20 protein-coding genes are annotated in these 24,965 nt (G+C 65.5%); 16 read left to right on the forward strand and 4 right to left on the reverse strand.

Annotated elements, in window-relative coordinates; genetic code table 11:
* Nucleotides 1-9: 9 nt before the first annotated feature.
* Complete coding sequence (locus E5206_RS07710) at nucleotides 10-1,098, forward strand: 4-hydroxy-3-methylbut-2-enyl diphosphate reductase (protein WP_136321973.1); 1,089 nt, start codon at nucleotides 10-12, stop codon at nucleotides 1,096-1,098.
* On the opposite strand, the gene E5206_RS07715 is transcribed toward E5206_RS07710, so the two are convergent.
* Nucleotides 1,095-2,396 carry a DNA recombination protein RmuC gene (locus E5206_RS07715; protein ID WP_136321974.1) on the reverse strand — a complete coding sequence of 434 codons (1,302 nt, stop codon included), beginning with the start codon at nucleotides 2,394-2,396 and terminating at the stop codon, nucleotides 1,095-1,097. The genes E5206_RS07710 and E5206_RS07715 overlap by 4 nt on opposite strands.
* Before the next feature lie 132 nt (nucleotides 2,397-2,528).
* Between E5206_RS07715 and ychF the strand changes: the two genes are divergently transcribed.
* The 4 genes from ychF to E5206_RS07735 all read left to right on the forward strand — a co-directional run bounded on the left by ychF (nucleotide 2,529) and on the right by E5206_RS07735 (nucleotide 8,435).
* Entirely contained in the window at nucleotides 2,529-3,614 is a 1,086-nt protein-coding gene (gene ychF, locus E5206_RS07720; protein ID WP_136321975.1) for a redox-regulated ATPase YchF, read from the forward strand.
* A gap of 345 nt (nucleotides 3,615-3,959) precedes the next feature.
* Complete coding sequence (locus E5206_RS07725) at nucleotides 3,960-5,738, forward strand: ABC transporter family substrate-binding protein (RefSeq protein ID WP_136321976.1); 1,779 nt, start codon at nucleotides 3,960-3,962, stop codon at nucleotides 5,736-5,738.
* A 37-nt stretch (nucleotides 5,739-5,775) separates the two neighbouring features.
* Nucleotides 5,776-7,317: an ABC transporter permease gene (locus E5206_RS07730; RefSeq protein WP_136321977.1), complete on the forward strand. Its 1,542-nt coding sequence runs from the start codon at nucleotides 5,776-5,778 to the stop codon at nucleotides 7,315-7,317.
* A 26-nt stretch (nucleotides 7,318-7,343) separates the two neighbouring features.
* Nucleotides 7,344-8,435, forward strand: a complete 1,092-nt coding sequence (locus tag E5206_RS07735; protein WP_136324020.1) for an ABC transporter permease — start codon at nucleotides 7,344-7,346, stop codon at nucleotides 8,433-8,435.
* Between the two features lie 24 nt (nucleotides 8,436-8,459).
* Here E5206_RS07735 and E5206_RS07740 read toward each other — a convergent pair whose 3' ends face one another.
* Nucleotides 8,460-9,089, reverse strand: coding sequence for a PH domain-containing protein (locus E5206_RS07740; RefSeq protein ID WP_136321978.1), 630 nt, complete (start codon nucleotides 9,087-9,089; stop codon nucleotides 8,460-8,462).
* A 79-nt stretch (nucleotides 9,090-9,168) separates the two neighbouring features.
* Here E5206_RS07740 and E5206_RS07745 point away from each other — a divergent pair, with 79 nt between their 5' ends.
* The 5 genes from E5206_RS07745 (at nucleotide 9,169) to E5206_RS07765 (ending at nucleotide 16,706) form a co-directional block, all read left to right on the forward strand.
* Nucleotides 9,169-10,944 carry an ABC transporter ATP-binding protein gene (locus tag E5206_RS07745; RefSeq protein WP_136321979.1) on the forward strand — a complete coding sequence of 592 codons (1,776 nt, stop codon included), beginning with the start codon at nucleotides 9,169-9,171 and terminating at the stop codon, nucleotides 10,942-10,944.
* 264 nt (nucleotides 10,945-11,208) lie between these two features.
* Nucleotides 11,209-12,849 carry an ABC transporter substrate-binding protein gene (locus E5206_RS07750; protein WP_136321980.1) on the forward strand — a complete coding sequence of 547 codons (1,641 nt, stop codon included), beginning with the start codon at nucleotides 11,209-11,211 and terminating at the stop codon, nucleotides 12,847-12,849.
* Nucleotides 12,850-13,064: 215 nt separating this feature from the next.
* Entirely contained in the window at nucleotides 13,065-13,994 is a 930-nt protein-coding gene (locus E5206_RS07755) for an ABC transporter permease (RefSeq protein ID WP_136321981.1), read from the forward strand.
* A complete protein-coding gene (locus E5206_RS07760; protein ID WP_136321982.1) occupies nucleotides 13,984-14,979 on the forward strand; it encodes an ABC transporter permease in 996 nt (331 codons plus the stop codon). The genes E5206_RS07755 and E5206_RS07760 overlap by 11 nt, the downstream gene beginning before the upstream one ends.
* Nucleotides 14,980-14,990: 11 nt before the next feature.
* Entirely contained in the window at nucleotides 14,991-16,706 is a 1,716-nt protein-coding gene (locus tag E5206_RS07765; protein ID WP_205760026.1) for an ABC transporter ATP-binding protein, read from the forward strand.
* Between the two features lie 116 nt (nucleotides 16,707-16,822).
* Here E5206_RS07765 and E5206_RS07770 read toward each other — a convergent pair whose 3' ends face one another.
* Nucleotides 16,823-17,704, reverse strand: a complete 882-nt coding sequence (locus tag E5206_RS07770) for an SGNH/GDSL hydrolase family protein (RefSeq protein WP_136321984.1) — start codon at nucleotides 17,702-17,704, stop codon at nucleotides 16,823-16,825.
* 270 nt (nucleotides 17,705-17,974) lie between these two features.
* Here E5206_RS07770 and typA point away from each other — a divergent pair, with 270 nt between their 5' ends.
* From typA to E5206_RS07785, 3 genes are all read left to right on the forward strand, one after another.
* Nucleotides 17,975-19,903 carry a translational GTPase TypA gene (gene typA, locus E5206_RS07775; protein ID WP_136321985.1) on the forward strand — a complete coding sequence of 643 codons (1,929 nt, stop codon included), beginning with the start codon at nucleotides 17,975-17,977 and terminating at the stop codon, nucleotides 19,901-19,903.
* 34 nt (nucleotides 19,904-19,937) lie between these two features.
* Nucleotides 19,938-20,336 carry a hypothetical protein gene (locus E5206_RS07780; RefSeq protein ID WP_240690039.1) on the forward strand — a complete coding sequence of 133 codons (399 nt, stop codon included), beginning with the start codon at nucleotides 19,938-19,940 and terminating at the stop codon, nucleotides 20,334-20,336.
* A 228-nt stretch (nucleotides 20,337-20,564) separates the two neighbouring features.
* On the forward strand, nucleotides 20,565-21,377 hold the full coding sequence (locus tag E5206_RS07785; protein ID WP_136321986.1) for a type IV toxin-antitoxin system AbiEi family antitoxin domain-containing protein: 813 nt from the start codon (nucleotides 20,565-20,567) through the stop codon (nucleotides 21,375-21,377).
* 174 nt (nucleotides 21,378-21,551) lie between these two features.
* Here E5206_RS07785 and E5206_RS07790 read toward each other — a convergent pair whose 3' ends face one another.
* On the reverse strand, nucleotides 21,552-21,800 hold the full coding sequence (locus tag E5206_RS07790) for a hypothetical protein (RefSeq protein ID WP_240690040.1): 249 nt from the start codon (nucleotides 21,798-21,800) through the stop codon (nucleotides 21,552-21,554).
* 153 nt (nucleotides 21,801-21,953) lie between these two features.
* On the opposite strand from E5206_RS07790, the gene fdxA reads away from it, so the two are divergent.
* The 3 genes from fdxA (at nucleotide 21,954) to E5206_RS07805 (ending at nucleotide 24,957) form a co-directional block, all read left to right on the forward strand.
* Nucleotides 21,954-22,280: a ferredoxin gene (gene fdxA / locus E5206_RS07795; protein ID WP_136321987.1), complete on the forward strand. Its 327-nt coding sequence runs from the start codon at nucleotides 21,954-21,956 to the stop codon at nucleotides 22,278-22,280.
* A gap of 12 nt (nucleotides 22,281-22,292) precedes the next feature.
* Nucleotides 22,293-23,441 (forward strand): succinyldiaminopimelate transaminase, encoded by a 1,149-nt coding sequence (gene dapC / locus E5206_RS07800; protein WP_136321988.1) that lies wholly within the window; start codon nucleotides 22,293-22,295, stop codon nucleotides 23,439-23,441.
* Between the two features lie 232 nt (nucleotides 23,442-23,673).
* The gene (locus tag E5206_RS07805) at nucleotides 23,674-24,957 is read left to right on the forward strand and encodes a citrate synthase (protein ID WP_136321989.1); all 1,284 of its coding nucleotides are present in this window, start codon (nucleotides 23,674-23,676) and stop codon (nucleotides 24,955-24,957) included.
* Nucleotides 24,958-24,965: the final 8 nt, after the last annotated feature.

The raw sequence follows: 24,965 nt of genomic DNA on the forward strand, positions 1-24,965 counted from the left end.
CATTGAAGAATGACCTCCACCGCAGTCTCCATACCGATGCCATCCGTTCCGCGCCGGCGGCGTTCGCCGGAGGAAGTACTGGCCGCGGCGCCCGTTGCCGGGGCCAAGAAGGTGCTGCTCGCGGCACCGCGCGGCTATTGCGCCGGCGTGGACCGCGCCGTCATTGCCGTGGAAAAAGCCCTGGAGCATTATGGTCCCCCCGTCTACGTGCGCAAGCAGATTGTGCACAACGTCCACGTGGTCAGCTCGCTGGAGGAAAAGGGCGCAATCTTCGTGGACGAAACAGACGAGGTCCCCGAGGGCGCGCTCGTGATCTTCTCCGCCCACGGCGTATCGCCTGCGGTGGTCCAGTCCGCCGAGGACCGCGGTCTGCGGACCATCGACGCGACCTGCCCGCTCGTGACCAAGGTGCACCGCGAAGCGGTCCGCTTCGCCAAGGACGATTTCGACATCCTGCTGATCGGCCACGATGGCCACGAGGAAGTCGAAGGGACCGCGGGTGAGGCGCCCGAGCACATCCAGATCATCAACGGCCCGCATGAGGTCGGCAAGGTCACTGTCCGGGACCCGGAGAAGGTCATCTGGCTCTCGCAGACCACCCTCAGTGTGGACGAAACCATGGAGACGGTCAGGCTCCTGAAGGAACGGTTCCCCACCCTGCAGGATCCGCCCAGCGACGACATCTGCTACGCCACGACGAACCGCCAGGTGGCCATCAAGAAGATCTCGCCGCAGGCCGACCTCGTCATCGTGGTCGGGTCGGCCAACTCGTCCAACTCCGTCCGCCTCGTCGAGGTGGCGCTGGAATACGGCGCCAAGGCTTCGTACCGGGTCGACTTCGCCAACGAGGTCGACGAGGCCTGGTTCGAGGGCGTCGCCACGGTGGGCGTGACCTCGGGGGCCTCGGTCCCGGAAGTGCTCGTCAAGGACGTGCTGCGGCTCCTGGCCGACTACGGCTACGGCTCCGTCGAGGAAGTCGTCACGGCCGAGGAGGACCTGCTCTTCTCCCTGCCGAAGGAGCTCCGGGCAACCCTGAAGCAGGCCGGGGACGTCTCCCGGGCGCTCGGCGGCCGCGGCGTGCGCCCGGCCCAGTCCTAGCCGGCACGTTCCCAGGCGGCCGGTCCGTCCGAGTTCTCCCCGGGCCCCCACGCCTGCCCGCCTGGCTGCGGCTCCGGCCCGGAGGACTGCAGCTCCGGCCCGGAGGACTGCAGCTCCGGGGCTGCCACCGAACGCGGCGTCACCTCGACGGAGACGGGCGTGACGAGCCCGGCGGACTCCAGGGCATTGAGCTTCCTCGCGGTGGGCAGTATCCGGGCCTCCAGCGTACCGACCATCGAGTTGTAGCGTTCCACCGAGGTCTTCAGCGAGGACCCGAGCTTGGTCACGTTCTCGCCGAGCGTGCCCATCCGCTCGTAGAGCTGCCGGGCCAGCTCAAAGAGTTCCCGGGCGCTGTCCGTCAACACGTCCTGCCGCCATGTGAAGGCGACCGATTTCAGCACCGCCAGGAGGGTGCCGGGGGAGGCCAGGACCACGTTTTTGGACAGTGCGTAGTCCAGCAGCGCCGGGTCCGCCGAGAGCGCCGCGGCCAGGATCGATTCCGCCGGCAGGAAGCAGACCACGAGCTCCGGAGAATTGCCGGGGATGTCCCAGTACTTCTTGGTGCTCAAGGCATCGACGTGGGCCTTCAGGGCCTTGGCATGGGCAGCCAGGTGCGCCTGCTGTCCGTTGGCGGCCTGCCCGAGCTGCAGGCTGCCGGTGGACGCGCCGAGCTCCTGCGCCGCCAGGTAGGACGCCAGCGGGACCTTCGCGTCGACCACCAGCAGCTTGTCCCCGGGCAACTGCACGACGAGGTCGGGCCGGACGCTGTTCTCCGTGCCGGCCGTGTGGACCTGCTCATGGAAGTCGACATGCCGGAGCATCCCGGCCGCTTCGACCACCCGCCGCAGCTGGACCTCGCCCCACTGGCCGCGTGCGCTGTTGGAACGCAGGGCCGACTCCAGGGCGTGGGTTGACCGCAGCAGCTGTTCATCGGACAGCCGTGCCTCCTGCAGCTGCTGGGCCAGTTGCCCGTACTGCTCCAACCGGTCCCGCTCCAGCAGCGAGACCTGCTGCTGCACGGCGGTCAGTTTCTCCGCCACCGGGGCCAGCGCGCGCAGCACGCTGGCGTCCTGGTTCCGTGATTCGCCCAGCTCCCGGTTCTGCGCTGCCAGGAGGCGCCGCTCGGCGTCGGCAGCGGCGAACTGGGCGCTGACCTCTGAAAGCCGGGACGAGACGCCGTCGAAGTCCTGCTCCACGGCCAGATAGCGGCGCCGGAGCAACAGATAGGCGACGGCGGCGCCGGAAACGGCGCCCACGAGCAGCATGAGCAGGGCAAGTATCAGTGCAAAAGCGTCCATGCCTTCACTCTGGCATGCCCCTGTGACACTTTTGCCCGAACACGCACTGCGGCCACGGGCAACCGACGCCCACGGCGAACAGCGCTCCCCGGCCGCAGGATCAGGGACCGGTTTCCGGTAGAATCAATACTCGTGGCTCTTACTATTGGCATCGTCGGACTGCCCAACGTCGGCAAATCAACTCTCTTCAACGCACTGACCCGTAACCAGGTGCTCGCAGCGAACTACCCGTTCGCCACGATCGAGCCCAACGTCGGCGTCGTTAATCTGCCGGACCCTCGGCTGGCGAAGCTGGCCGCCGTCTTCGGCTCCCAGCGCCTGCTGCCCGCCCCGGTGTCCTTCGTGGACATCGCCGGCATCGTGAAGGGAGCCTCCGAGGGCGAAGGCCTGGGCAACAAGTTCCTCGCCAACATCCGCGAGGCCGAGGCCATCGCCCAGGTCGTCCGCGTGTTCGATGACCCCGACGTCATCCACGTCGACGGCAAGGTCGATCCCCGCTCGGATGTGGAGACCATCAACACCGAGCTGATCCTGGCCGACCTCCAGACGATCGAAAAAGCCATCCCCCGGATCGAAAAAGAAGTCAAGATCAAGAAGCGGGAAGCCGCGGAACTCGCGGCAATCCTGGCAGCCCAGGCCGTGCTGGAACGTGGCGACACCATTTTCTCCTCGGTCAAGCGGGACAAACTCGAGATGGAGCACCTCAAGGAGCTCAGCCTCCTGACCGCCAAGCCCTTCATCTATGTCTTCAACGCCGACGAAGGCATCCTGGGCAGCCCGGAGAAGCAGGAAGAGCTGCGGGCCATGGTGGCCCCGGCGGACGCCATCTTCCTCGATGCCAAGCTCGAATCCGACCTCGTCGAGCTGGACGAGGAAGAGGCCCGCGAGATGCTGGAGATGAACGGCCAGGACGAATCCGGCCTGGACCAGCTGGCCCGCGTCGGCTTCCACACCCTCGGGCTGCAGACCTACCTGACGGCAGGACCCAAGGAAACCCGTGCCTGGACCATCCACCAGGGCGACACCGCCCCGCAGGCGGCCGGCGTGATCCACTCCGATTTCCAGCGTGGATTCATCAAGGCTGAAGTAGTGTCCTTCGACGATCTGATGGAAGCCGGCACGATGGCCGAGGCGAAGGCCCGCGGCAAGGTCCGGATCGAAGGCAAGGAATACGTCATGGTCGACGGCGACGTGGTGGAATTTAGATTCAATGTGTGACGTCCCGGCGATTCCGGCAACAGGGCCACACACTGGGGCCAAGTAATTACGGATTAACTCGAGAGGCCCCGATTTTCCAATCGGGGCCTCTCCTGTGTTCGCCTCCTTTATCGCGGTCCGCCCGCGCCGTCAATGCCAACGCGGAATTCTTTCCCCTCCAGGCGGTAAATGTTGCAGCTCGGTAACAACATTTACCGCTAGTCAACTTTCTTCAAGTACCTTTTCAATTGGGGTCTACGCTTACATCCCATGTGAGACGGGCCACACTGCCGCTGGGGGAGTGTGGGCGTCTGTCCGGTGCCTACGGTGCTGGTCTCATCCACACCACGGAAACAAGGAGGCGGAATGCGCTTGGGTCGTATTTCCAAAGCAGTGGGAGTGGCGGCAGCAGCCGCCCTCGCCCTCAGCGCTTGCGCGGGCGGCAGCGGCGGGTCAACCCCGACGGCTGCCGCGGCAGGCAAGACAGGCGGATCGGCAACGGTCGTCGAGGTGAACGCCTTCTCCACGTTTAATCCCAACACCGCGGATGGCAACGTTGACGTCAACTCCAAGATCAGCTATGCCACCCACTCCGGCTTCTACTACATCGACAACAAACTGAACATCGTCCACAACGACAAGTTCGGCAAGATGGAGAAGACCTCCGACAATCCGCTCACCGTCAAGTACACGGTTAATGAGGGCGTCAAGTGGTCAGACGGCACGCCCGTAACCGCGGCCGACCTCCTGCTGCAGTGGGCCGCCTTCTCCGGGTACTACGATGACGCCAATCCGGAAGCCAAGACCGGAACGTCGTACTTTTCCTATGCCGGCGACGCGACCGGCCTGGCTTTAACCGACTTCCCGGAGCTGGGATCCGACGGCCGCTCCATGACGGTGAAGTACTCCAAGCCCTTCGCCGACTGGGAAATCGCCCTCGGCGGCCCCGGTATCGACATCCCGGCCCACGTCCTCGCCAGGAAAGCCGGCCTGACGGACACCAAGGCATTCATCGACCTCCTCAAGTCCATGCCGCGCGGCGATTCCAAGGCTCCCAAGCCGGCCGACGCCAAGCTGCAGGCCATGTCCGCGCTGTGGAACACCGGCTTCGACACCAAGACGCTGCCGGCTGACCCGAGCCTGTTCCTCTCCAATGGCCCGTTCGTCGTCAAGAGCATCAACCAGGACCAGTCACTGACCATGGTGAAGAACAAGGACTACAACTGGGGTCCGGAAGCCAAGCTGGACGAAATCACCGTCCGCTACATCGGCGATTCCGCGGCGCAGGTCCAGGCGCTCAAGAACGGCGAGGCAGACATCATCGCGCCGCAGCCCTCCGCCGACACGGTGGACCAGCTCAAGGCACTGGAAAGCCAGGGCGTCACGACGGACCGCGGCAGCCAGCTCGCCTACGACCACATCGACCTTAACTACTCCGGCCCGTTTGCCGACAAGAACGTCCGCGAGGCGTTCCTGAAGGCGGTTCCGCGCAAGGACATCGTTGACAAGATCGTCAAGAAGCTTGACCCGAACGCCAAGCCGCTTGATTCCCAGCTCTTCGTGCCGGACCAGGCCGCCTATGCCGACTCCGCCAAGAACAACGGTTCCTCCGCCTACCAGGACGTGGACATCGATGGCGCCAAGAAGCTGCTGAACGGTGCCACGCCCGAGATCCGCATCATGTACAACAAGGACAACACCAACCGTGTCGACGCCTACTCGCTGATCCGTGAGTCCGCCACCAAGGCCGGCTTCAAGATCGTCGACGGCGGCCTCGGCAAGTCCGACTGGGGCAAGGCCCTGGGCAAGGGCGGCTATGACGCCACCATCTTCGGCTGGAGCAACCCCGGCGTCGGCGTCTCCGGGGTTCCGCAGATCTTCAAGTCGGGCAACGACTCCAACTACAACCAGTTCAGCGACCCGGAAGCCGACAAGCTGATGGATGAACTGGTTGTCACCACCGACCGCAGCAAGCAGGACGGGATCAGCCAGCAGATCGACAAGAAGATCTGGGACTCCGCCTACGGGCTCCCGCTGTACCAGAACGTCGGTGTCGATGCGTACAGCGACCGCATCACCGGCGTGAAGTACATGCCGAACCAGACCGGTGTCTGGTGGAACTTCTGGGAGTGGGCACAGAAGTAGCCGACGGCCGCTGGCAACACGGGCCGGTTCAATCACAATGGTGACCTATATAGTCCGGCGTCTGATCACAGCCGCGCTCATCCTGCTCGGCGCGTCCTTCCTGGTCTATCTCCTGACCGCGGCGTCAGGTGATCCGCTGGAGCAGTTCCGGGCGAGCAACGCCCCCAACCGCCAGCAGCTGATCGACGCCAGGACCGAGTTGTTGCAGCTGGAAACCCCGGCCCCGCTGCGCTACTTCAGGTGGCTGGGCGGTGCGGCGCAATGTCTCGTGCCGTGGGCCGGCTCCTGCGACCTGGGCAGGAATATCGCCGGCCAGCCGATCACCGATGCGCTGGGCCACGCGCTGATCCAGACCCTGACCCTGGTCACCGGTGCCACCGTGCTCGCCATCCTGATCGGCATCACCCTGGGCATCGTCACTGCCCTCCGGCAGTACAGCACGCTCGACTACGGTGTGACCTTCATGGCGTTCCTGTTCTTCTCCCTGCCCATCTTCTGGGTCGCCGTCCTGCTGAAGGAGTTCGGCGCCATCGGCTTCAACAACTTCCTCCGGAACCCGGAGGTTCCGCTTCCGGTGTCCCTCGGCATCGGCGCCGTGTGCGGCCTGTTGACCGCGGTGGCTGCGGGCGGCCCGCTGAAACGCCGGCTCCTGGCCGGTGGTGCGGTTTTCGTCTTCGTGGCCGCCGTGCTCATTTATTTCTCCGCCACCGGGTGGTTCAAGACGCCGGGCCTGGGCCCGGTGGTGATCGCCGTCGCCGGCGTCGGCATCGCCTTCGCCGTCACACTGCTCTCGGCCGGCCTGAAGAACCGCAAGGCGCTGCAGTCGGCTCTGATCGCCGTCGGGCTCGGTCTGGTTGCCTACTTCGCCGTCCAGCCGCTGCTGGATGAGGCAACGTTTCCCATGATCGTGCTGCTGGCAATCGCCGCGGTCCTGGCCGGCATTGGCATCGGCTACCTGGTGGGCGGCTACGACCGCGGACAGTCCATGCGCGCGGCGGCCCTCACCTCGTTCCTGGTCGGATTCCTCATCATCCTGGACCGCTACATGCAGGCATGGCCCGGCTACTTCAACAACAGCCGCGTGCGCGGCCGGCCCATCGCCACGATCGGCGCCAGCACCCCGAACATCGAAGGCGACTTCTGGATCCTGAGCCTGGACTCCTTCACCCACCTGATCCTCCCGACGACGGCGCTGGTCCTGATCTCCCTAGCCGGCTACACGCGCTTCACCCGCGCCTCGATGCTCGAAATCATGAACATGGACTACATCCGGACCGCCCGCGCCAAGGGGCTGTCGGAGCGCACCGTCGTCATGCGCCATGCCTTCCGGAACGCGCTGATCCCGATCGCCACGATCGTCGCCTTCGATATCGGAGGCCTGATCGGCGGCGCCGTCATCACCGAATCGGTCTTCTCGGTCCGGGGAATGGGATTCCTGTTCCTCGACGGCATCACGCACGTGGATCCCAACCCGGTGATGGGCGTCTTCATCTGCGTGGCCATCACGGCCATGGTGTTCAACCTCATTGCGGACCTTGCCTACTCCGCCCTCGATCCGCGCGTAAGGGTCAAAGCATGAGCCAGCCCAGCCAACAGGACGAAGTCATGGCCGAAGAGGCGGGCCTGCTGCGGCCGGCGGCGGGGATCGAACCGGTCATCGAAGCGAAGGGCCTGAGCCAGGGGCAGATCGTCCGGAAGCGGTTCCTCGGCCATTCGGGCGCCATCACCGGCCTCGTCGTCTTCGCGGTCATCTTCATCATGGCGTTCACCTCCGTGGGCTACTGGGGGATCCCGGGCTGGTGGAAATACGGCCACGAGGATGTCTCGCCGTTGGTCAACGACGGCGCCCCCACCGCCTCGCTCTGGCTTCCGGCCTGGGGGGAGCACCCCTTCGGCCAGGACCGCATCGGGCGGGATCTTTTCGCCATGACCATGCGGGGGGCCCAGCAGTCCATCACCATCATGGTGGTGATCGGCCTCATCGCCGGCCTGATCGGCGTCGTGGTCGGTGCCCTCGCCGGATACTTCCGGGGCTGGATGGAAGCCGTGCTGATGCGCCTGACGGACGTCATCATCATCATCCCCGCCCTGTTGCTCGCCGCCGTCATGGCGCAAATGGCGGGGCGCCGGGACTCCGGCAGCTGGCTCGTCGCGTTCACGAGCAGCAACGGCGTCCTGGCGCTGGGGATCTTCCTCGGCCTGATCAGCTGGGTGGGGCTGGCCCGCCTGATGCGCGGCGAATTCCTGTCCCTGCGCGAGCGCGAATTCGTCGATGCGGCACGGATTTCCGGGGCCGGCAATGCCCGGATCATCTTCAAGCACATCCTGCCGAACGCGGTGGGGGTGCTGATCGTGAACATCACGCTGACCATGTCAGCGGCCATCCTCACCGAGACCGCGCTGAGCTACCTCGGCGTCGGTGTGAAGGCTCCGGATACCTCCCTGGGGCTGCTGATCTCGCAGAACCAGGAAGCGTTCTCCACGCGTCCGTGGCTCTTCTGGTTCCCGGGCCTCTTCATCGTGCTGATCTGCCTGAGCATAAACTTCATCGGCGACGGCCTGCGTGATGCCTTCGATCCGCGGCAGAAGAAGTTCAATGCCCGGAAGGTGAAGGAACCCGGGCAGTCGCCGGCCGCAGCGCTCCCGGTCACGGCCTTTGACGGAACGGCGGCCAACAACGGAACAGGTGGCGACTAGGTGCCGTGCCCCGGCCCTTCCGTGTCAGCCCGCGGTGACGGTCCAGTAGCTGGCCGCCAGCAGCAGTACGACGGCGCCGGCCGCCGCCCGTCGGAAGGTCACCTTCACGGCTGTGGTGGCGGCCTCGCCGGCGGCAAGTTCGCCGCTTTCCACCAGTTCGTGCCATCTTGCGCGCACCAGCCGTGCGGCCTGGCCCGAATCGGTGCTCGTCAGATCCCCGGGCCGGACCGACTTCCCCGGTCCGTACGTGGTTGCCGGCAGGCCCTGGAGGTCTTCGGGGCGGGCGTTGCGGCCGCCCCAGATGCCGGGAGCCGGCGCCGCCCAGGAGGTATAGCTCCTGGCTGCCGTGACCAGCGTCAGGGCGTAGCGGGTATCGACCTGCACCAGCGCCGCCCAGGGCACCTCGATGGACCGGAACGGGTTCTCCAGGGTGACGCCGCCGCCGTGCACCACGACCGCCGGCATCCAGAAAAGCTGCCAGCCCAGGAAACCAAGCAGCACCAGCGGCGCGATGCCGGCCAGCGCCCCGGGACCCGCGGTCACGGCCATGACCACGACGCCGAACGCGGCCACCGCCCACGACAGCCACGCGAACCATTTGTTCGTGCGGGCCTTGAAGACTTCAACGTTTCCGGCATGCGGCGCAGGGCTCATGCCCCCAATAGTTCAGCATTCCGGCCCGCAGAACTAATCCCCGGTGCTCCGGCGGCCCGGGTGGAAGGAAAGCCCCATCATGACTGACTTCGTCGCCCTCGATCCGCCCTTTGCACCGGTGCCGGGCCAAGGTGCACCCGTCCTGGAAGTCCGTGACCTGAGCGTCGACTTCGGCGTGGACAAGAAGTGGGTCCCGGCCGCGATCGGCCTGAACTACGAGGTCCGCGCCGGTGAAGTGCTCGCCATCGTCGGCGAGTCCGGATCCGGCAAGAGCGCCAGTTCGATGGCGCTGCTTGGGCTGCTGCCCGGCAACAGCCGGGTGAGCGGCAGCGTCAGGCTCGCCGGCAAGGAACTGCTGGGCGCCAGCGAGGCGAACATCCGGGCCGTCCGGGGCAAGGACGTGGCCGTGATCTTCCAGGAACCCATGACTGCCCTGAACCCCGTCTACACGGTGGGGGCGCAGATCGTGGAGACCATCCGCCTGCACAGCGAAGTCTCCCCGGAGGAGGCCCGGCTGCGCGCCCTGCGGATGCTGGAACTCGTCGAGCTGCCGGACCCGGAGAAATCCTTCCGCTCCTATCCGCACCAGCTCTCCGGAGGGCAGCGGCAGCGCGCCATGATCGCCCAGTCGCTTTCCTGCGACCCCAGGCTGCTGATCGCGGACGAGCCCACGACGGCCCTTGATGTGACGGTCCAGGCCGAGATCCTGGACCTCATGCGCAAGCTGCGCAACAGGCTGGACAGCGCAATTGTCCTGATAACCCACGACATGGGCGTCGTCGCTGACCTCGCCGACCGGATCGCCGTCATGCGCCGCGGCCGCATCGTCGAAACCGGCACGGCAGCGCAGATTTTCCACAACCCGCAGCACGAATACACCAGGGCGCTGCTGGCCGCCGTCCCGCACCTCGGCCAGGGCGGCGCCGGGGCGGCCGGCGGCGTCGACGTCACGGCCGTGGAAACCGCCAGCCCCCAGGGCGACCCCGTGCTGGAGCTGGCCGGCGTCGCCATCGACTACCCGAAGCAGGGCCGGGTGCCCGCCTTCCGGGCGGTGGAGGGCGCCAACCTGGTGATCTATCCCGGACAGGTCGTGGGTCTCGTGGGCGAATCCGGGTCCGGAAAGACGACGATCGGGCGGGCTGCCGTCGGGCTGCTCCCGGTCGCCGCCGGCAGTATGCGCGTGGTCGGCCAGGATATCTCCGCCGCCAGGAAAAACGGCCGGCAACTCCACCGGATGCGCCGGCATGTGGGCATGGTGTTCCAGGATCCCTCGTCATCCCTGAACCCCCGGCTGCCGATCGGCGAAAGCATCGGGGAGCCGATGTTCCTTGCCAAGGTGGCGAAGGGCGCCGAGCTGCAGAAGCGGATCGAGGCGCTGCTGGACCAGGTGGAACTTCCGCGGGACTACCGCAACAGGTATCCGCACGAGCTCTCGGGGGGCCAGAAGCAGCGCGTGGGCATCGCCCGGGCGCTCTCGCTCAGGCCGAAGCTTATGGTCGCGGACGAGCCCACCTCGGCCCTCGATGTTTCCGTGCAGGCGAAGGTCCTCGACCTTTTCCAGAACCTGCAAAAGGAACTGGGGTTTGCCTGCCTCTTCGTCACCCATGACCTCGCCGTCGTGGATGTGCTCGCGGACCGGATCTGCGTGATGCAGCGGGGCCGCATCGTGGAGCAGGGGAGCCGGGACGAGATCCTGCGCAACCCCCAGGAGGCGTACACCCAGCGGCTGCTGGCCGCGGTTCCGCTGCCTGATCCGGAGAAGCAGCGTGAGCGGCGTGAACTGCGGGCCCAGCTGCTGGCGGCAGACGCCGGTCAGGGATTCCCGCCACCTGCGCCGGCAAGCCCCTCCAGCTGATTCCTCCAGTTAACACCAAATAACCGGGTTGACCTCGCGGCGAATCCTACCAGCCAGTAGTGTGTGACTTGAAATACATTTCGGTTGACGGTGCCGGTCACGCTTTTGTCGGATCACGGTTTGGCAACAGAGTTCCAACATTCGGACATTTTGCGGTTAGGCTACTTCCATATGTAGTCCACGTCACAGGATATCCCTGTGCCTGGTCTGCCCGGGAAACACATGTTTTTCCCTCACTAACTCCCCCAACTCATAGGAGGCGGAATGCGTTTTTCGCGCACTTCCAAAGCACTGGGCATGGTGGCCATCGCCGCCCTTGCCCTGACCGGATGCGGTGCCGGCGGCTCCGCCAGCGGCAGCAGCAGCACCGGTGGCGACACCAGCAAAGTCATTATTGCCGACGGTTCGGAGCCGCAGCGTCCGCTGATGCCGGCCGACACCAATGAGGTCGGCGGTGGCAAGGTCATCGACATGATGTTCGCGGGCCTCGTCAGCTACGACCCCAGCGGCAAGCCCGTCAACGAACTCGCCGAGTCCATCGAGGGCAAGGACGGCCAGCACTTCACCATCAAGATCAAGAAGGACCAGAAATTCACCAATGGTGAGCTCATCACGGCCAAGACCTTCGTGGACTCCTGGAACTTCGGCGCGGCTGCCAAGAACGCACAGCTGAGCGGGAACTTCTTCGAAAGCATCAAGGGCTACGACGAGGCCAGCGCTAAGGACTCGACCGTTGAGACCATGTCCGGCCTGAAGGTCGTTGACGATCAGACCTTCACCGTAGAGCTGATGCAGCCGGAGTCGGACTGGCCGTTGCGCCTGGGCTACACCGCCTTCGTCCCGGTCCCGTCCGGAGCACTCAAGGACCCGAAGGGCTTCGGCGAGAAGCCTGTGGGCAACGGCCCGTACAAGCTGGCCGACGGCGGCTGGCAGCACAACGTGCAGATCCAGCTCGTGCCGAACCCGGACTACAACGGTCCCCGCAAGCCCAAGAACGCCGGCGTGACCTTCAAGATCTTCCAGAACGACGACGCTGCCTACCAGGACCTGCTGTCCAACAACCTGGACATCCTGCAGACCATCCCCACGAGCGCGCTGAAGAACTTCAAGACTGACCTCGGCGACCGCACCATCAACAAGCCGTACGCCGGCAACCAGACCATCGCCATCCCGGAATACCTGCCGGAGTGGAGCGGAGAGGCGGGCAAGCTGCGCCGCCAGGCCATCTCCATGGCGATCAACCGCGACGAGATCACCAAGGTGATCTTCAGCGGCGCGCGCCAGCCTGCCAAGGACTTCACGGCTCCCGTCCTTGACGGCTACAGCGACTCGATCCCGGGATCCGAGAACCTGAAGTTCGACGCGACCAAGGCCAAGGACGCCTGGGCCAAGGCCGACGCCATCCAGAAGTGGGACGCCAATGAGACGTTCACCATCGCGTACAACGCCGACAAGGGCGGCCACAAGGCATGGGTCGAAGCTGTCGTAAACCAGCTCAAGAACACCCTCGGCATCAAGGTTGAAGGCAAGCCGTACGCGACCTTCAAGGAAGCCCGCAACGACGCAACCGCCAAGACCCTCACCGGCTCCATCCGCGCCGGCTGGCAGGCGGACTACCCGTCGCTGTACAACTTCCTGGGACCGATCTACAAGACCGGTGCCGGCTCCAACGACGCGAACTACGCCAACCCCGCCTTTGACAAGGCCGTCTCCGACGGGCTGAACGCCTCCTCCGTCAGCGACGGCAACAAGGCAATGAACAAGGCCCAGGAGATCCTGCTGCAGGATCTTCCGGCCATCCCGCTGTGGTACCAGGTCGCCCAGGGCGGCTGGAGCGACAAGGTGACCAACGTTGACTACGGCTGGGACGGCGTCCCGCTGTACTACAACATCACCGGCAAGTAACTGAAGAACGACGGCGGGGGCTGCCTGGACTGGGGCCTCCGCCGTTGTTTTATTTCCGCATATTCTTGGTGACCCGGCCCTTCGGGTGTTCTTTCGCAAGCCGCACGCCGTGAGCAAACCGGCGTCGGCCTGCACCCATAGTGAAAAGGTTCTTTGATGAACAACTCCACCGCATCCCTGGACCGGATGCTTCTCCAAGGGGGTGTGCTTCGCTGATGGCGACTTACATTCTCAAGCGTTTCCTTCAACTGATTCCCGTATTCCTCGGGGCAACCCTGCTGGTCTACTTCCTGGTCTTCAGCCTCCCGGGCGATCCCATCGTGGCGCTCTTCGGGGACAAGCCCGTCAACGAGGCCGTCGCGGCCAAGCTCAGGGTCCAGTACCACCTGGACCAGCCATTCTGGATGCAATACGTGCTCTACCTGAAGAGTATCTTCACCTTTGACCTGGGCCAGGACTTCTCCGGACGCCCCATCGCCGCGGTGCTGGGCGAAGTCTTCCCGGTCACAGCGCGCCTGGCCGTCATGGCGCTGATCTTCGAAGGCGTTTTCGGCATCGTTTTCGGCCTCATCGCCGGCCTCCGTAAGGGCAAGTTCTTCGACGCCACGGTTCTGGTGGCATCGCTGATCGTCATCGGCATCCCGATATTCGTCCTGGGCTTCCTGCTGCAGTTCACCATCGGCGTCCAGCTCGGCTGGGCCAAGCCGACCGTCAGTTCCGCCGCGACGGTCCAGGACCTGATCCTGCCGGCCATCGTTCTGGGCCTTGCCTCCTTCGCCTATGTCCTGCGCCTGACCCGCACGTCCGTCATCGAGAACATGAACGCCGACTACGTGCGCACGGCCACCGCCAAGGGCCTGTCCCGTTTCCGCGTCGTCCGGGTGCACATCCTCCGCAACTCGCTGATTCCCGTCATCACCTTCCTTGGTGCGGACCTCGGAAGCCTGATGGGCGGAGCAATCGTCACGGAAGGCATCTTCAACGTGCCGGGCGTCGGCAACCGGCTCTACCGGGCCGTGCTCTCGGGAGAAGGACCCACGGTGGTCTCCATCGTCACCGTGCTGGTCCTCATCTACTGCCTCTCCAACCTCCTCGTTGACCTGCTGTACGCCTGGCTTGACCCAAGGATCCGCTATGACGCCTGAGAACAACACATCAAGGCACGGCGCCGCCATCGTCCGTGCAACCCGCCAGACAGAACACTTCGTTGCCGATGTGGCGGAGACGCCGCTGCAGGCAACCGACAAGGTCAAGGAAGACAATGCCCCGCTGAGCCTCTGGGGCGAGGCCTGGAAGAACCTGCGCAAGCAGCCGCTCTTCCTGATCTCCGCCTTCCTGATTCTCGTCGTCGTGGCCGTCTCGCTGTTCCCGGGTCTGTTCTCCTCGATCGACCCGTCCTCCGAGGCCTGCCAGCTGGCCAATTCCGACGGCGGCCCGGCCGCCGGCCACCCCCTGGGTTTCACCCAGCAGGGCTGTGACGTGTACGCACGGGTCATCTTCGGGACCCGCTCCTCGGTGACGGTGGGCCTGTTCACCACCATCGGTGTCCTCCTGATCGGCGGCATCATGGGCGCCCTCGCCGGCTACTACGGCGGCTGGGTGGATGCCATCCTGGCGCGCATCAACGACATTTTCTTTGCGCTGCCGCTGATCCTCGGGGCCATCGTCCTCATGCAGCTGCCGATGTTCCGCGCGAACCGGACGGCGTGGACCCTCGTGCTCATCCTGATCACCTTCGGCTGGCCGCAGATCGCCCGGATCACCCGCGGTGCCGTGATCGAAGTCCGCAACGCAGACTTCGTCACGGCGGCCCGCTCGCTGGGCGTGTCGAAGTTCGGCGCGCTCCTGCGCCACGTCCTGCCGAACTCGCTGGCTCCGATCATCGTCGTCGCCACGATCTCGCTGGGCACGTTCATCGTTGCCGAATCAACGCTGTCCTTCCTCGGGATCGGACTCCCGCCGAGCGTCATGTCCTGGGGCAATGACATCCAGGCCGCGCAGGCATCACTGCGGTCCAACCCGATGCCGTTGCTTTACCCGGCCATCGCGCTGTCCATCACAGTCCTGAGCTTCATCATGCTGGGCGACGCCCTGCGTGATGCCCTCGATCCCAAAGCGCGGAAGCGATGAAAGGGGACGCCATGAACACCACAGTAGAAATCCTTGAAGAGGGTTACTCCACCGAGCGTCCGCTGCTTGAAATCAAGGACCTCGCGATCAGCTTCGCCACCAGTAACGGTGACGTTCAGGCCGTGCGGAACGCGCACCTGACCATCATGCCCGGCGAGACCGTAGCCATTGTGGGCGAGTCCGGTTCCGGAAAGTCGACGACGGCGCTGGCCGCCATCGGCCTGCTTCCGGGCAACGGCCGCGTCTCCGCCGGCCGGATCCTTTTCGACGGCGAGGACATCTCCCACGCCAGCGAAAAACGGATGATCGAACTCCGGGGAAACAGCATCGGCATGGTCCCGCAGGACCCGATGTCCAACCTCAACCCGGTGTGGAAGATCGGCTTCCAGGTCCGCGAGACGCTGAAGGCCAACGGGCTGCCCAGCGGCCCCGACGATGTCGCCAAGGTCCTGTCCGAGGCAGGGTTGCCGGACGCGGCACGGCGGGCCAAGCAGTACCCGCACGAGTTCTCCGGCGGCATGCGCCAGCGCGCGCTGATCGCCATCGGGCTCTCCTGCCAGCCCCGCCTGCTGATCGCAGACGAGCCGACGTCGGCCCTGGACGTGACGGTGCAGCGCCAGATCCTCGATCACCTGGAAAAGATGACCGCGGAACTGGGAACCGCAGTACTGCTGATCACCCACGACCTCGGCCTGGCCGCCGAGCGCGCCGACAAGGTCGTGGTCATGTACCGCGGGCAGGTTGTCGAATCCGGGCCGTCGCTGGAGCTGCTGCAGAACCCGCAGCACCCCTACACCCAGCGGCTGGTGGCCTCGGCGCCGTCGCTGGCGTCCCGGCGCATCCAGGCGGCCAAGGAACTCGGCATCGAATCGGAGGAACTGCTCACGCCCGGAGAGGACGTAGCGGTCGAGCCCGCCCTGACCGAAGAAGTGCTCCAGATCCGGAACCTGAGCAAGGTCTTCAAACTGCGCTCAGGATTCGGCCGGGCAACGGACTTCACCGCCGTGGACGACGTTTCCTTCAGCGTCAGGCGAGGAACCACGACGGCGATCGTGGGGGAGTCGGGCTCCGGCAAGTCCACCGTGGCGCAGATGGTCCTGAACCTCCTGGCGCCCACGTCCGGCAAGATCATCTTTGACGGCGTTGACACCTCCACGCTGAACAACAAGGAGATCTTCGCCTTCCGCCGCCGCGTGCAGCCGATCTTCCAGGACCCGTACGGCTCCCTGGACCCGATGTACAACATCTTCAGGACCATCGAGGAACCGCTGCGGACCCACAAGATCGGGGACAAGGCCAGCCGCGAGAGGAAGGTCCGCGAACTGCTGGACCAGGTGGCCCTGCCGCAGTCCACCATGCAGCGGTACCCCAACGAGCTCTCCGGCGGCCAGCGCCAGCGAGTCGCGATTGCGCGGGCCCTGGCCCTGGACCCCGAAGTGATCATCTGCGACGAAGCCGTCTCCGCCCTGGACGTCCTGGTGCAGGCACAGGTGCTGAACCTGCTCGCCGAGCTGCAGTCAAGGCTGGGCCTGACGTACCTGTTCATCACCCATGACCTCGCGGTGGTCCGGCAGATCGCCGACCACGTCTGCGTGATGGAAAAGGGCAAGCTGGTCGAAACGGGTTCCACGGATGATGTCTTTGACTCGCCACAGCGGGATTACACCAAGGCCCTGCTCAACGCCATCCCGGGTGCCGGCCTCATGCTGCCCCCGGAAGTTGCCTGAGCCCGGCCGGAACCTGTAACACGCCGGAGCCGGTGTCCACCCTGCGGGGCGGGCGCCGGCTCCCGTCGCGTCCTGCCGCGATCCTGCCGCGATCCTGCCGCGGAGGTCCGGGGTGGTCAGTAGCCGGCGGCCGGCTGCGCTTCCGCGGCGTCCTTTGCCTCCAGCCCGAGCGCCTTCAGCCTCGCGGCGAGCAGGATGCCCAGGGTGTCATGCCCCGTGGCGGTCATGTGGAGGCCGTCTGCCAGCAGCCCGGTCAGCTTGTACCGGGTCAGCCAGTCCCCGACGCTGACGAACGGAATACCGTTCTTCTGCGCAATCGTTCCCAGCAGGGTGTCGACCTGGGTGCGGCGGCCGCCACCGTAGTTTGCTCCGCGGGCGAGCGTGCCGACCATCACGAAATCACTCCCCGGGTAGCGCTGCTGAAGGGTGCTGATCAGCTGCTCTGCATTGGAGACGATCTGGGCGTCGGTTGCCCCCTGTGCCGCATCATTCCCGCCGCCCTCGATGACCACCAGGGGCGGTGCGCCGGACGGCAGTTTCCAGTCGCCCCGCTGCAGGGCGGTGATGTAATTGCCGGTTTTGCCGTTGGAGGCCACGAATCCGGTCCCGCCCAGCCCGCAGAAGAATCCGGTCCCGCCCAGCCCGCAGAAGAAGGGCTTGTAGCCCAAGGCGGCGAGAGCCTGCCGGGGCCACGCGTTGGCCGGCTCGGACTGGGAATCGCCGATCAGCACGGCCGTGTGGCGGATATCCTCCACAATGACCTCGTCGCGGCCGTTCGCGGGGTTCCGGAGCACCGAGCCGGGCGGCAACGTGGCGGGGGTGGTAGTGTCGCCCGGCGTGCGGGAGGAACTGCCGTGGATGGCCTGGACGGATCCCGTACGGGAGCCAGGGGCGGCGTCGGGGTTCTGGGAAGGCGGGGCCTGTCCGCAGCCGCCCAGAACGACGCCAAGGACGAACATCGGTGCGGCCAAACGGAACAGGGCCGAGGCGTTGCGCATTGATGTCTCCGGGCTGGCTTGCTGCTACCTGAGCAATGATGGTGCATGCAGTCCGGAAAGACCAGTGACTTTACTCACGGTTACCCCCCTGATTCCGCGCTCTGGCCGCTGCGGCGGGCACCGGCCGTTTTCGGTTTTTAGGCCAATAAATGCACTAGCGCTTAGACTGGTACTAGGTGCCCTGTGCCAAAAGGGCTTATCCGTCGTGCGTTCCGGTTGGAAATGTCGCGATACAACAGCTGACTTCACCACTGAATCGAGCAATAACGCATGTCTGAAACCACCACCAACACCGCGGTAGCCACTGCATCGCGCAGTGACCTGCGCAACGTCGCGATCGTGGCCCACGTTGACCACGGCAAGACCACCCTGGTCGACGCCATGCTCAAGCAGACCAACTCCTTTGCCGCCCACAACCACCTCGAAGACCGCGTCATGGACTCCGGTGACCTGGAACGCGAAAAGGGCATCACCATCCTGGCCAAGAACACCACGGTGGCCTACAACGGACCGTCCTCCAACGGCGAGACCATCACGATCAACGTGATTGACACCCCCGGCCACGCTGACTTCGGCGGCGAGGTCGAGCGCGGCCTGTCCATGGTTGACGGCGTCGTCCTCCTCGTCGACGCTTCCGAGGGCCCGCTGCCCCAGACCCGCTTCGTGCTGCGCAAGGCCCTGGCCGCGCACCTGCCGGTCATCCTCCTGGTCAACAAGACCGACCGCCCCGACGCGCGGATCGACGAAGTTGTCCACGAGTCCATGGACCTCCTCCTGGGCCTGGCCTCCGACCTGGCCGACGAGGTTCCGGACCTTGACCTGGACAAGATCCTCAACGTCCCCGTCGTCTACGCCGCCGCCAAGGTTGGCCGTGCCTCCCTCGAGCAGCCGGCCGACGGCTCCGCTCCGGACAACGAGGACCTGGAACCGCTGTTCAAGGCCATCATCGAGCACATCCCGGCCCCGACCTACAACCCGAACGGTGTCCTGCAGGCGCACGTCACCAACCTGGACGCCTCGCCGTTCCTGGGCCGCCTGGCGCTCCTGCGCATCTACAACGGCACCCTGCGCAAGGGCCAGACCGTTGCCTGGGCACGTGCCAACGGTGAACTGAAGAACGTCAAGATCACCGAACTGCTCGCCACCAAGGCCCTCGACCGTGTGCCGGCCGAGTCCGCCGGCCCGGGCGAGATCGTCGCCGTCGCCGGTATCGAGGACATCACCATCGGTGAGACCCTGACCGACGTCGACAACCCGCAGCCGCTGCCGCTGATCACGGTTGACGATCCGGCCATCTCCATGACCATCGGTATCAACACCTCGCCGCTGGCCGGCCGGGTCAAGGGCGCCAAGGTCACGGCCCGCCAGGTCAAGGACCGCCTGGACAAGGAACTGATCGGTAACGTCTCCATCAAGGTGCTCCCGACCGAGCGCCCGGATGCCTGGGAGGTCCAGGGACGTGGCGAGCTCGCGCTGGCCATCCTCGTTGAGCAGATGCGCCGCGAAGGCTTCGAACTGACCGTCGGCAAGCCGCAGGTCGTCACGAAGACCATCGACGGCAAGATCAATGAGCCGATGGAGCACATGACCATCGACGTACCGGAAGAGTACCTCGGCGCCGTCACGCAGCTCATGGCTGCCCGCAAGGGCCGCATGACCAACATGGCCAACCACGGCACCGGCTGGTGCCGCATGGAGTTCATCGTTCCGGCCCGTGGCCTGATCGGCTTCCGCACCAAGTTCCTCACGGACACCCGCGGCGCCGGCATCGCAGCCTCCATCTCCGAGGGCTACGAGCCCTGGGCCGGCCCGATCGAGTACCGCACCAACGGTTCGATGATCGCCGACCGCGCCGGTGTGGTGACGCCGTTCGCCATGATCAACCTGCAGGAGCGTGGCTCCTTCTTCGTCAAGCCCACCTCCGAGGTTTACGAGGGCATGATCGTCGGCGAGAACTCCCGCGCCGACGACATGGATGTGAACATCACGAAGGAAAAGAAGCTCACCAACATGCGTGCAGCCTCCTCGGACACCTTCGAGAACCTGACGCCGCCACGCGACCTGACCCTCGAAGAGTCCCTCGAGTTCGCCCGTGAAGACGAGTGTGTCGAGGTGACCCCGGAATCCATCCGCATCCGGAAGCTCATCCTGGACGTCAACGAGCGCAACAAGGCCAACCGCTCACGCGCCAAGTCCTAGTTCCAGCGGTCTTCGCTGGCGCAACGGATCATTTGTGAATAAAGGAGCTGCCGGTACGGCAGGCGGCATTGCCGCCGCCGTGCCGGCAGCTCTTTTTGTAGCCGTGGCAGGCACCGCCCTGCACCGGAACGACGTCCTGGTGGCCGGCGTCGGGCTTCCCTGGGGTGCGGTTGCCGCGTTGCTGCTGCTGGCCTCCGTGGAGCTGTGGCTCGGAGCGGCGTTCCACTCGGTGATTCCGACGGCGGCCTGCGGGATCCTCTGCTACGGACTGACGGGCTGGTGGAGCACCCTGGCGACCGGCAAGCGGCTCCTGATCGGTGACACCGCCGGGAATCTCTGGATCTACGGCATCGCAGCCGTCACGGTGGCCATGCTGGCCTGGTGCAGGCGCTACCGGCTGCCGCGGGACCAGGTTCCCAGCCCGCCTGGCTGATGCCTGCCGCGCTTCCCGGCTGCCCGGCCTCCCGTGGGACATGCCCATTCTTCGGCACCGCGGGCGGGCATAGCGGCACCATGCCCACCGCTGGCGCGCAGCGGGGGACATGCTCATGCGTGGCCGTGGGACATGCTCTTCCGCTGTTTGGCTGCCGGGACATGCACTTGTGCACATAGCGTCCGAGGCGCCTAGCCTGCCCGCGTCCGACGGCGACACCATGGCCGAATGGTCAATATCATCGAAGTGCTCTCAAGATACGACGGCGTCGCGCGCGCCAAGCATCTGGCCGCTGCGGGGGTGTCCGACTTCCAGCTTAAGGCTGCCATGTCCAGTGGCGTCGTTGCCCGCGTGTCCCGGGGTGTCTATGCGCTGCCCGGTGCCGACGCGCTGCTGGTTGCCATCCGCTCGCTGCCGGCCGAGCCGGCCTGCGTCACGGCTGCGCAGTTCCAGCAGGGGCTCTGGGTTCTTGAAGCCCCCGCGTGGCCGCACATTGCACTGACCCACAGCCGGCGCTACGAGGGGTTCGTCTGCCACAGATCGGCGGCACCGCCGACTCTGATGGACTCCGTGGTCCAAAGCCTGCGATGTCTGCCGGACCTTGACGGACTGGTCATTGCCGAATCCGCCGTCGTACTCAAAGGCCTGCCGCTGTCCGGGCTGCGCCGCCGGCTCGATGGCAGGAACGATGCGAGGGCACGCCGGATCGTGGCCGGAATCGTCCCGCAATCGCAGTCCATCATCGAGTGCATGGCCAGGTTTCTCTTGCGGCGGGCAGGCTTCCATGTCGAATCCCAGGTGAATGTGCCCGGCATGGGGCATCTGGACCTCATGGTCGATGGCAGGCTCGGGATCGAGACAGACGGGGCCGGATTCCACATGGACAGGACGAGCTTCGAAGAGGACCGGCGGCGATGGAACGTGACTACCAGGCTGGGGATCCCCACTCTGGTAGTGAGCTACCCGCTGCTCAGGAACCGCCCGGAGGAATTCATTGCCATGGTCCACGACACGCTGGACAGGCTGTCCGCTGCGGCTTAGCAGTGGACATGTCCCATGCGATGGCCTGACCACCAGTGGACATGTCCCACTCCTGCGGCGGCGACCGGACATCTCCTGGCAATGCCCGCCGGCGGGAGCCAGGGGAGGGCATGTCCATTGGTGAAGCCACCCGGGCGGGACCACCCGGGCGGGACCAGGGGGAGCGCGGCCCGCTCAGGAGACCGCCGGCCGCGGGGCCCGTCGCGGCGGGGCGGGAGGCACTTCCTTGGCGGCCACCACAAGCTCGAGCGCAATCACGACGTCGGCGCGCCGGGTGCGGACGGTGCACCCGCCGTCGGACTTTCCCACCAGCTCGCCCAGCGCATCCGTCAGGCCGCCCCCGATGCGGTATCTGACCACCACCCGGGTGCCGAGCGGGGCATCCGAAAGGAACTGCTGCGGTACAGGCAATGGCGGACTCACCCGTTCATCCTAGACGCGGGGCGCCGTGTAACGCGCCCGGCTAGGTTCGCGTGAACCGGCTGGGGGATAATAGGCTCAGAAGTCAGCAGTCCGGCGCTCAGGCCGGAGAATCATCCGGCCGGTCGCCGGAACCAACGTGGAGAGGCCAGGGACGTGACGTACGTAATCGCGCAGCCGTGTGTAGATGTCAAAGACAAGGCATGTATTGAGGAGTGCCCCGTCGACTGCATCTACGAAGGTGAGCGTTCCCTGTACATCCACCCGGACGAGTGCGTGGACTGTGGTGCCTGCGAGCCCGTCTGCCCCGTGGAGGCCATCTACTACGAGGATGACACCCCCGAGGAATGGGCCGACTACTACAAGGCCAACGTCGAGTTCTTTGACGATCTGGGATCCCCGGGCGGCGCTGCGAAGATCGGCAACACCCATACGGACCATCCGATGATCGCCGCCCTGCCGCTGCAGAACCAAGACAACTAAGGCGGCGCTTCGGTGACATCTGCGGTGCGCAGCTTCGGCCTCAGCCTGCCCGACTACCCGTGGGAGGCGATGGCGCCGTACCTTGCCCGGGCAGCCGGACACCCCGGGGGAGTCGCGAATCTCTCCATCGGCACCCCCGTCGACCCCACGCCGGCCGTGATCCAGGATGCCCTGCGCGCCGCGGCCAACGCCCCCGGCTACCCCACGGTCCACGGCACCCCGACGCTCCGTGAAGCGATCGCGGAGTGGTTTGACCGCCGCCGCGGTGTGCCCGGGCTCGATCCGCAGAACGTTATGCCCACGGTGGGCTCCAAGGAACTCGTGGCCTGGCTGCCGTTCCTGCTGGGCCTGAAGCCGGGCGACGTCGTCGTCCGTCCAACCGTGGCCTACCCCACCTACGACATCGGCGCGACGTTTGCCGGCGCCGAACAGATCGCCGCGGATGACCTCGATGAGCTCGACGCCGGGACCCGCGCCCGGGTTCGGCTGGTCTGGGTCAATTCGCCGGCCAACCCCACCGGCAGCGTCCGGGACATCGCATCGCTCCAGCACATCGTCGGCCAGGCCCGCGAGCTCGGCGCCGTGGTGGCCTCCGACGAGTGCTATGCCGAACTCGGCTGGGGGGAATGGGATGTCCAGTGCGGCGGAACCCCGGTGCCGAGCATCCTTGACCCGCAGGTGGCGGGCGGATCCCATGACGGACTGCTGGCCGTCTACTCCCTGAGTAAGCAGTCCAATGTGGCCGGCTACCGGGCGGCCTTCGTCGCCGGGGATCCCGCCATCATGGCCAACCTTGTCAACAGCCGCAAGCACGCAGGCATGATCGTCCCCTATCCGGTCCAGGAAGCCATGCGCGTGGCCCTCGCGGACTCTGCCCACGTCGAGGCGCAGAAGGACCTGTACCGCGGCCGGCGCCAGCGGATCGTGCCGGCCCTGGAAAGCTTCGGGATGACGATCCATGATTCCAAGGCCGGCCTCTACCTGTGGGCCACGGCAGGAGAAGCCACCTGGGACACCGTGGGCAGGCTCGCGGACCGCGGAATCGTCGTCGGCCCGGGCGTCTTCTACGGGGATGCCGGCAACGGATTCATCCGCGTCGCGCTGACGGCAACTGATGAACGCATCGACGCCGCCGTGTCACGGCTCACCACGGGACCGTAATAATGCTGTGACACGTGCCACAACCGGCACGATTTAGGCCCTTGGCAGGGGCCGCGGATTAGCACCACCCGGCGAACTGCCGGTAGTTTTTAACTGACGATCAATGGTGGCTTTCTACAAGAAGGCAACGGCGCCTTTGGAATACCTGTCCGGAACAGGTTCCACGGGCCGATTCACCAGATGTTGGACCAGCTTTCTACAGAGAGGCCCCGACGCCTCATGAGGAGACTCCATGACTGAGACCACCAGTGCAACCCTGCACTATGCCGGCGGCGAGCTTAAGCTCCCGCGCATAAAGGTTGTAGAAGGGAACGAAGGCTACGACGTTTCCAAGCTGCTGAAGCAGACCGGCGCCGTTGTTTTTGACCCGGGTTTTATGAACACCGCGGCCACCACCTCGGCCATCACCTACATCGACGGCGATGCGGGAATCCTGCGCTACCGCGGATACCCGATCGAGCAGCTTGCCCAGCACTCCAGCTTCCTGGAAGTTTCCTACCTGCTGATCTATGGCAACCTGCCGACTTCGGCCGAGCTGGAAACCTTCGACCAGAGCATCCGCCACCACACCCTGCTGCACGAGGAGCTCAAGGGCTTCTTCGGCGGCTTCCCGCGCGACGCCCACCCGATGCCGGTGCTGTCCTCGGCCGTGTCCGCACTGTCCACGTTCTACCAGGACTCGCTGGACCCGTTCAACGCGGAGCAGGTGGAGCTTTCCACCATCCGCCTGATGGCGAAGATGCCGGTCATCGCCGCCTACGCCCTGAAGAAGTCCATCGGCCAGCCGATGCTCTACCCGGACAACTCCATGAACCTTGTGGAGAACTTCCTGCGCCTGAGCTTCGGCCTGCCCGCGGAGCCGTACGAGATGGACCCGGTCATCGCCAAGGCGCTGGACCTGCTCCTGATCCTGCACGCGGACCACGAGCAGAACTGTTCCACGTCCACGGTCCGGCTCGTCGGCTCCTCCAACGCGAACCTCTTCGCTTCGGTGTCCGCCGGCATCAACGCCCTCTTCGGACCCGCCCACGGCGGCGCCAACGAAGCCGTACTCAAGATGCTCCGCCAGATCCAGGCCGACGGCACCAAGCCGGAGGACTACATGGAGAAGGTCAAGAACAAGGAAGACGGCGTCCGCCTGATGGGCTTCGGACACCGCGTCTACAAGAACTACGACCCGCGCGCCAAGATCGTCAAGGCCACGGCACACGAGATCCTCACCAAGCTCGGCGGCAACGACCAGCTCCTGGACATCGCCCTGCGCCTCGAAGAGAAGGCCCTGAATGACGACTACTTCATCCAGCGCAAGCTCTACCCGAACGTGGACTTCTACACCGGCCTGATCTACAAGGCCATGGGCTTCCCGGAGAAGATGTTCACCGTACTGTTCGCTATCGGACGCCTGCCGGGCTGGATTGCCCAGTGGCGCGAAATGATCAGCGACCCCACCACCAAGATCGGCCGCCCGCGCCAGCTCTACGTGGGAGAGCCGGAACGCAACTACCCTTCGGTCTAGCCGGGTAG

The organism is Arthrobacter sp. PAMC25564 (assembly GCF_004798705.1).
GTDB lineage: Bacteria > Actinomycetota > Actinomycetes > Actinomycetales > Micrococcaceae > Arthrobacter.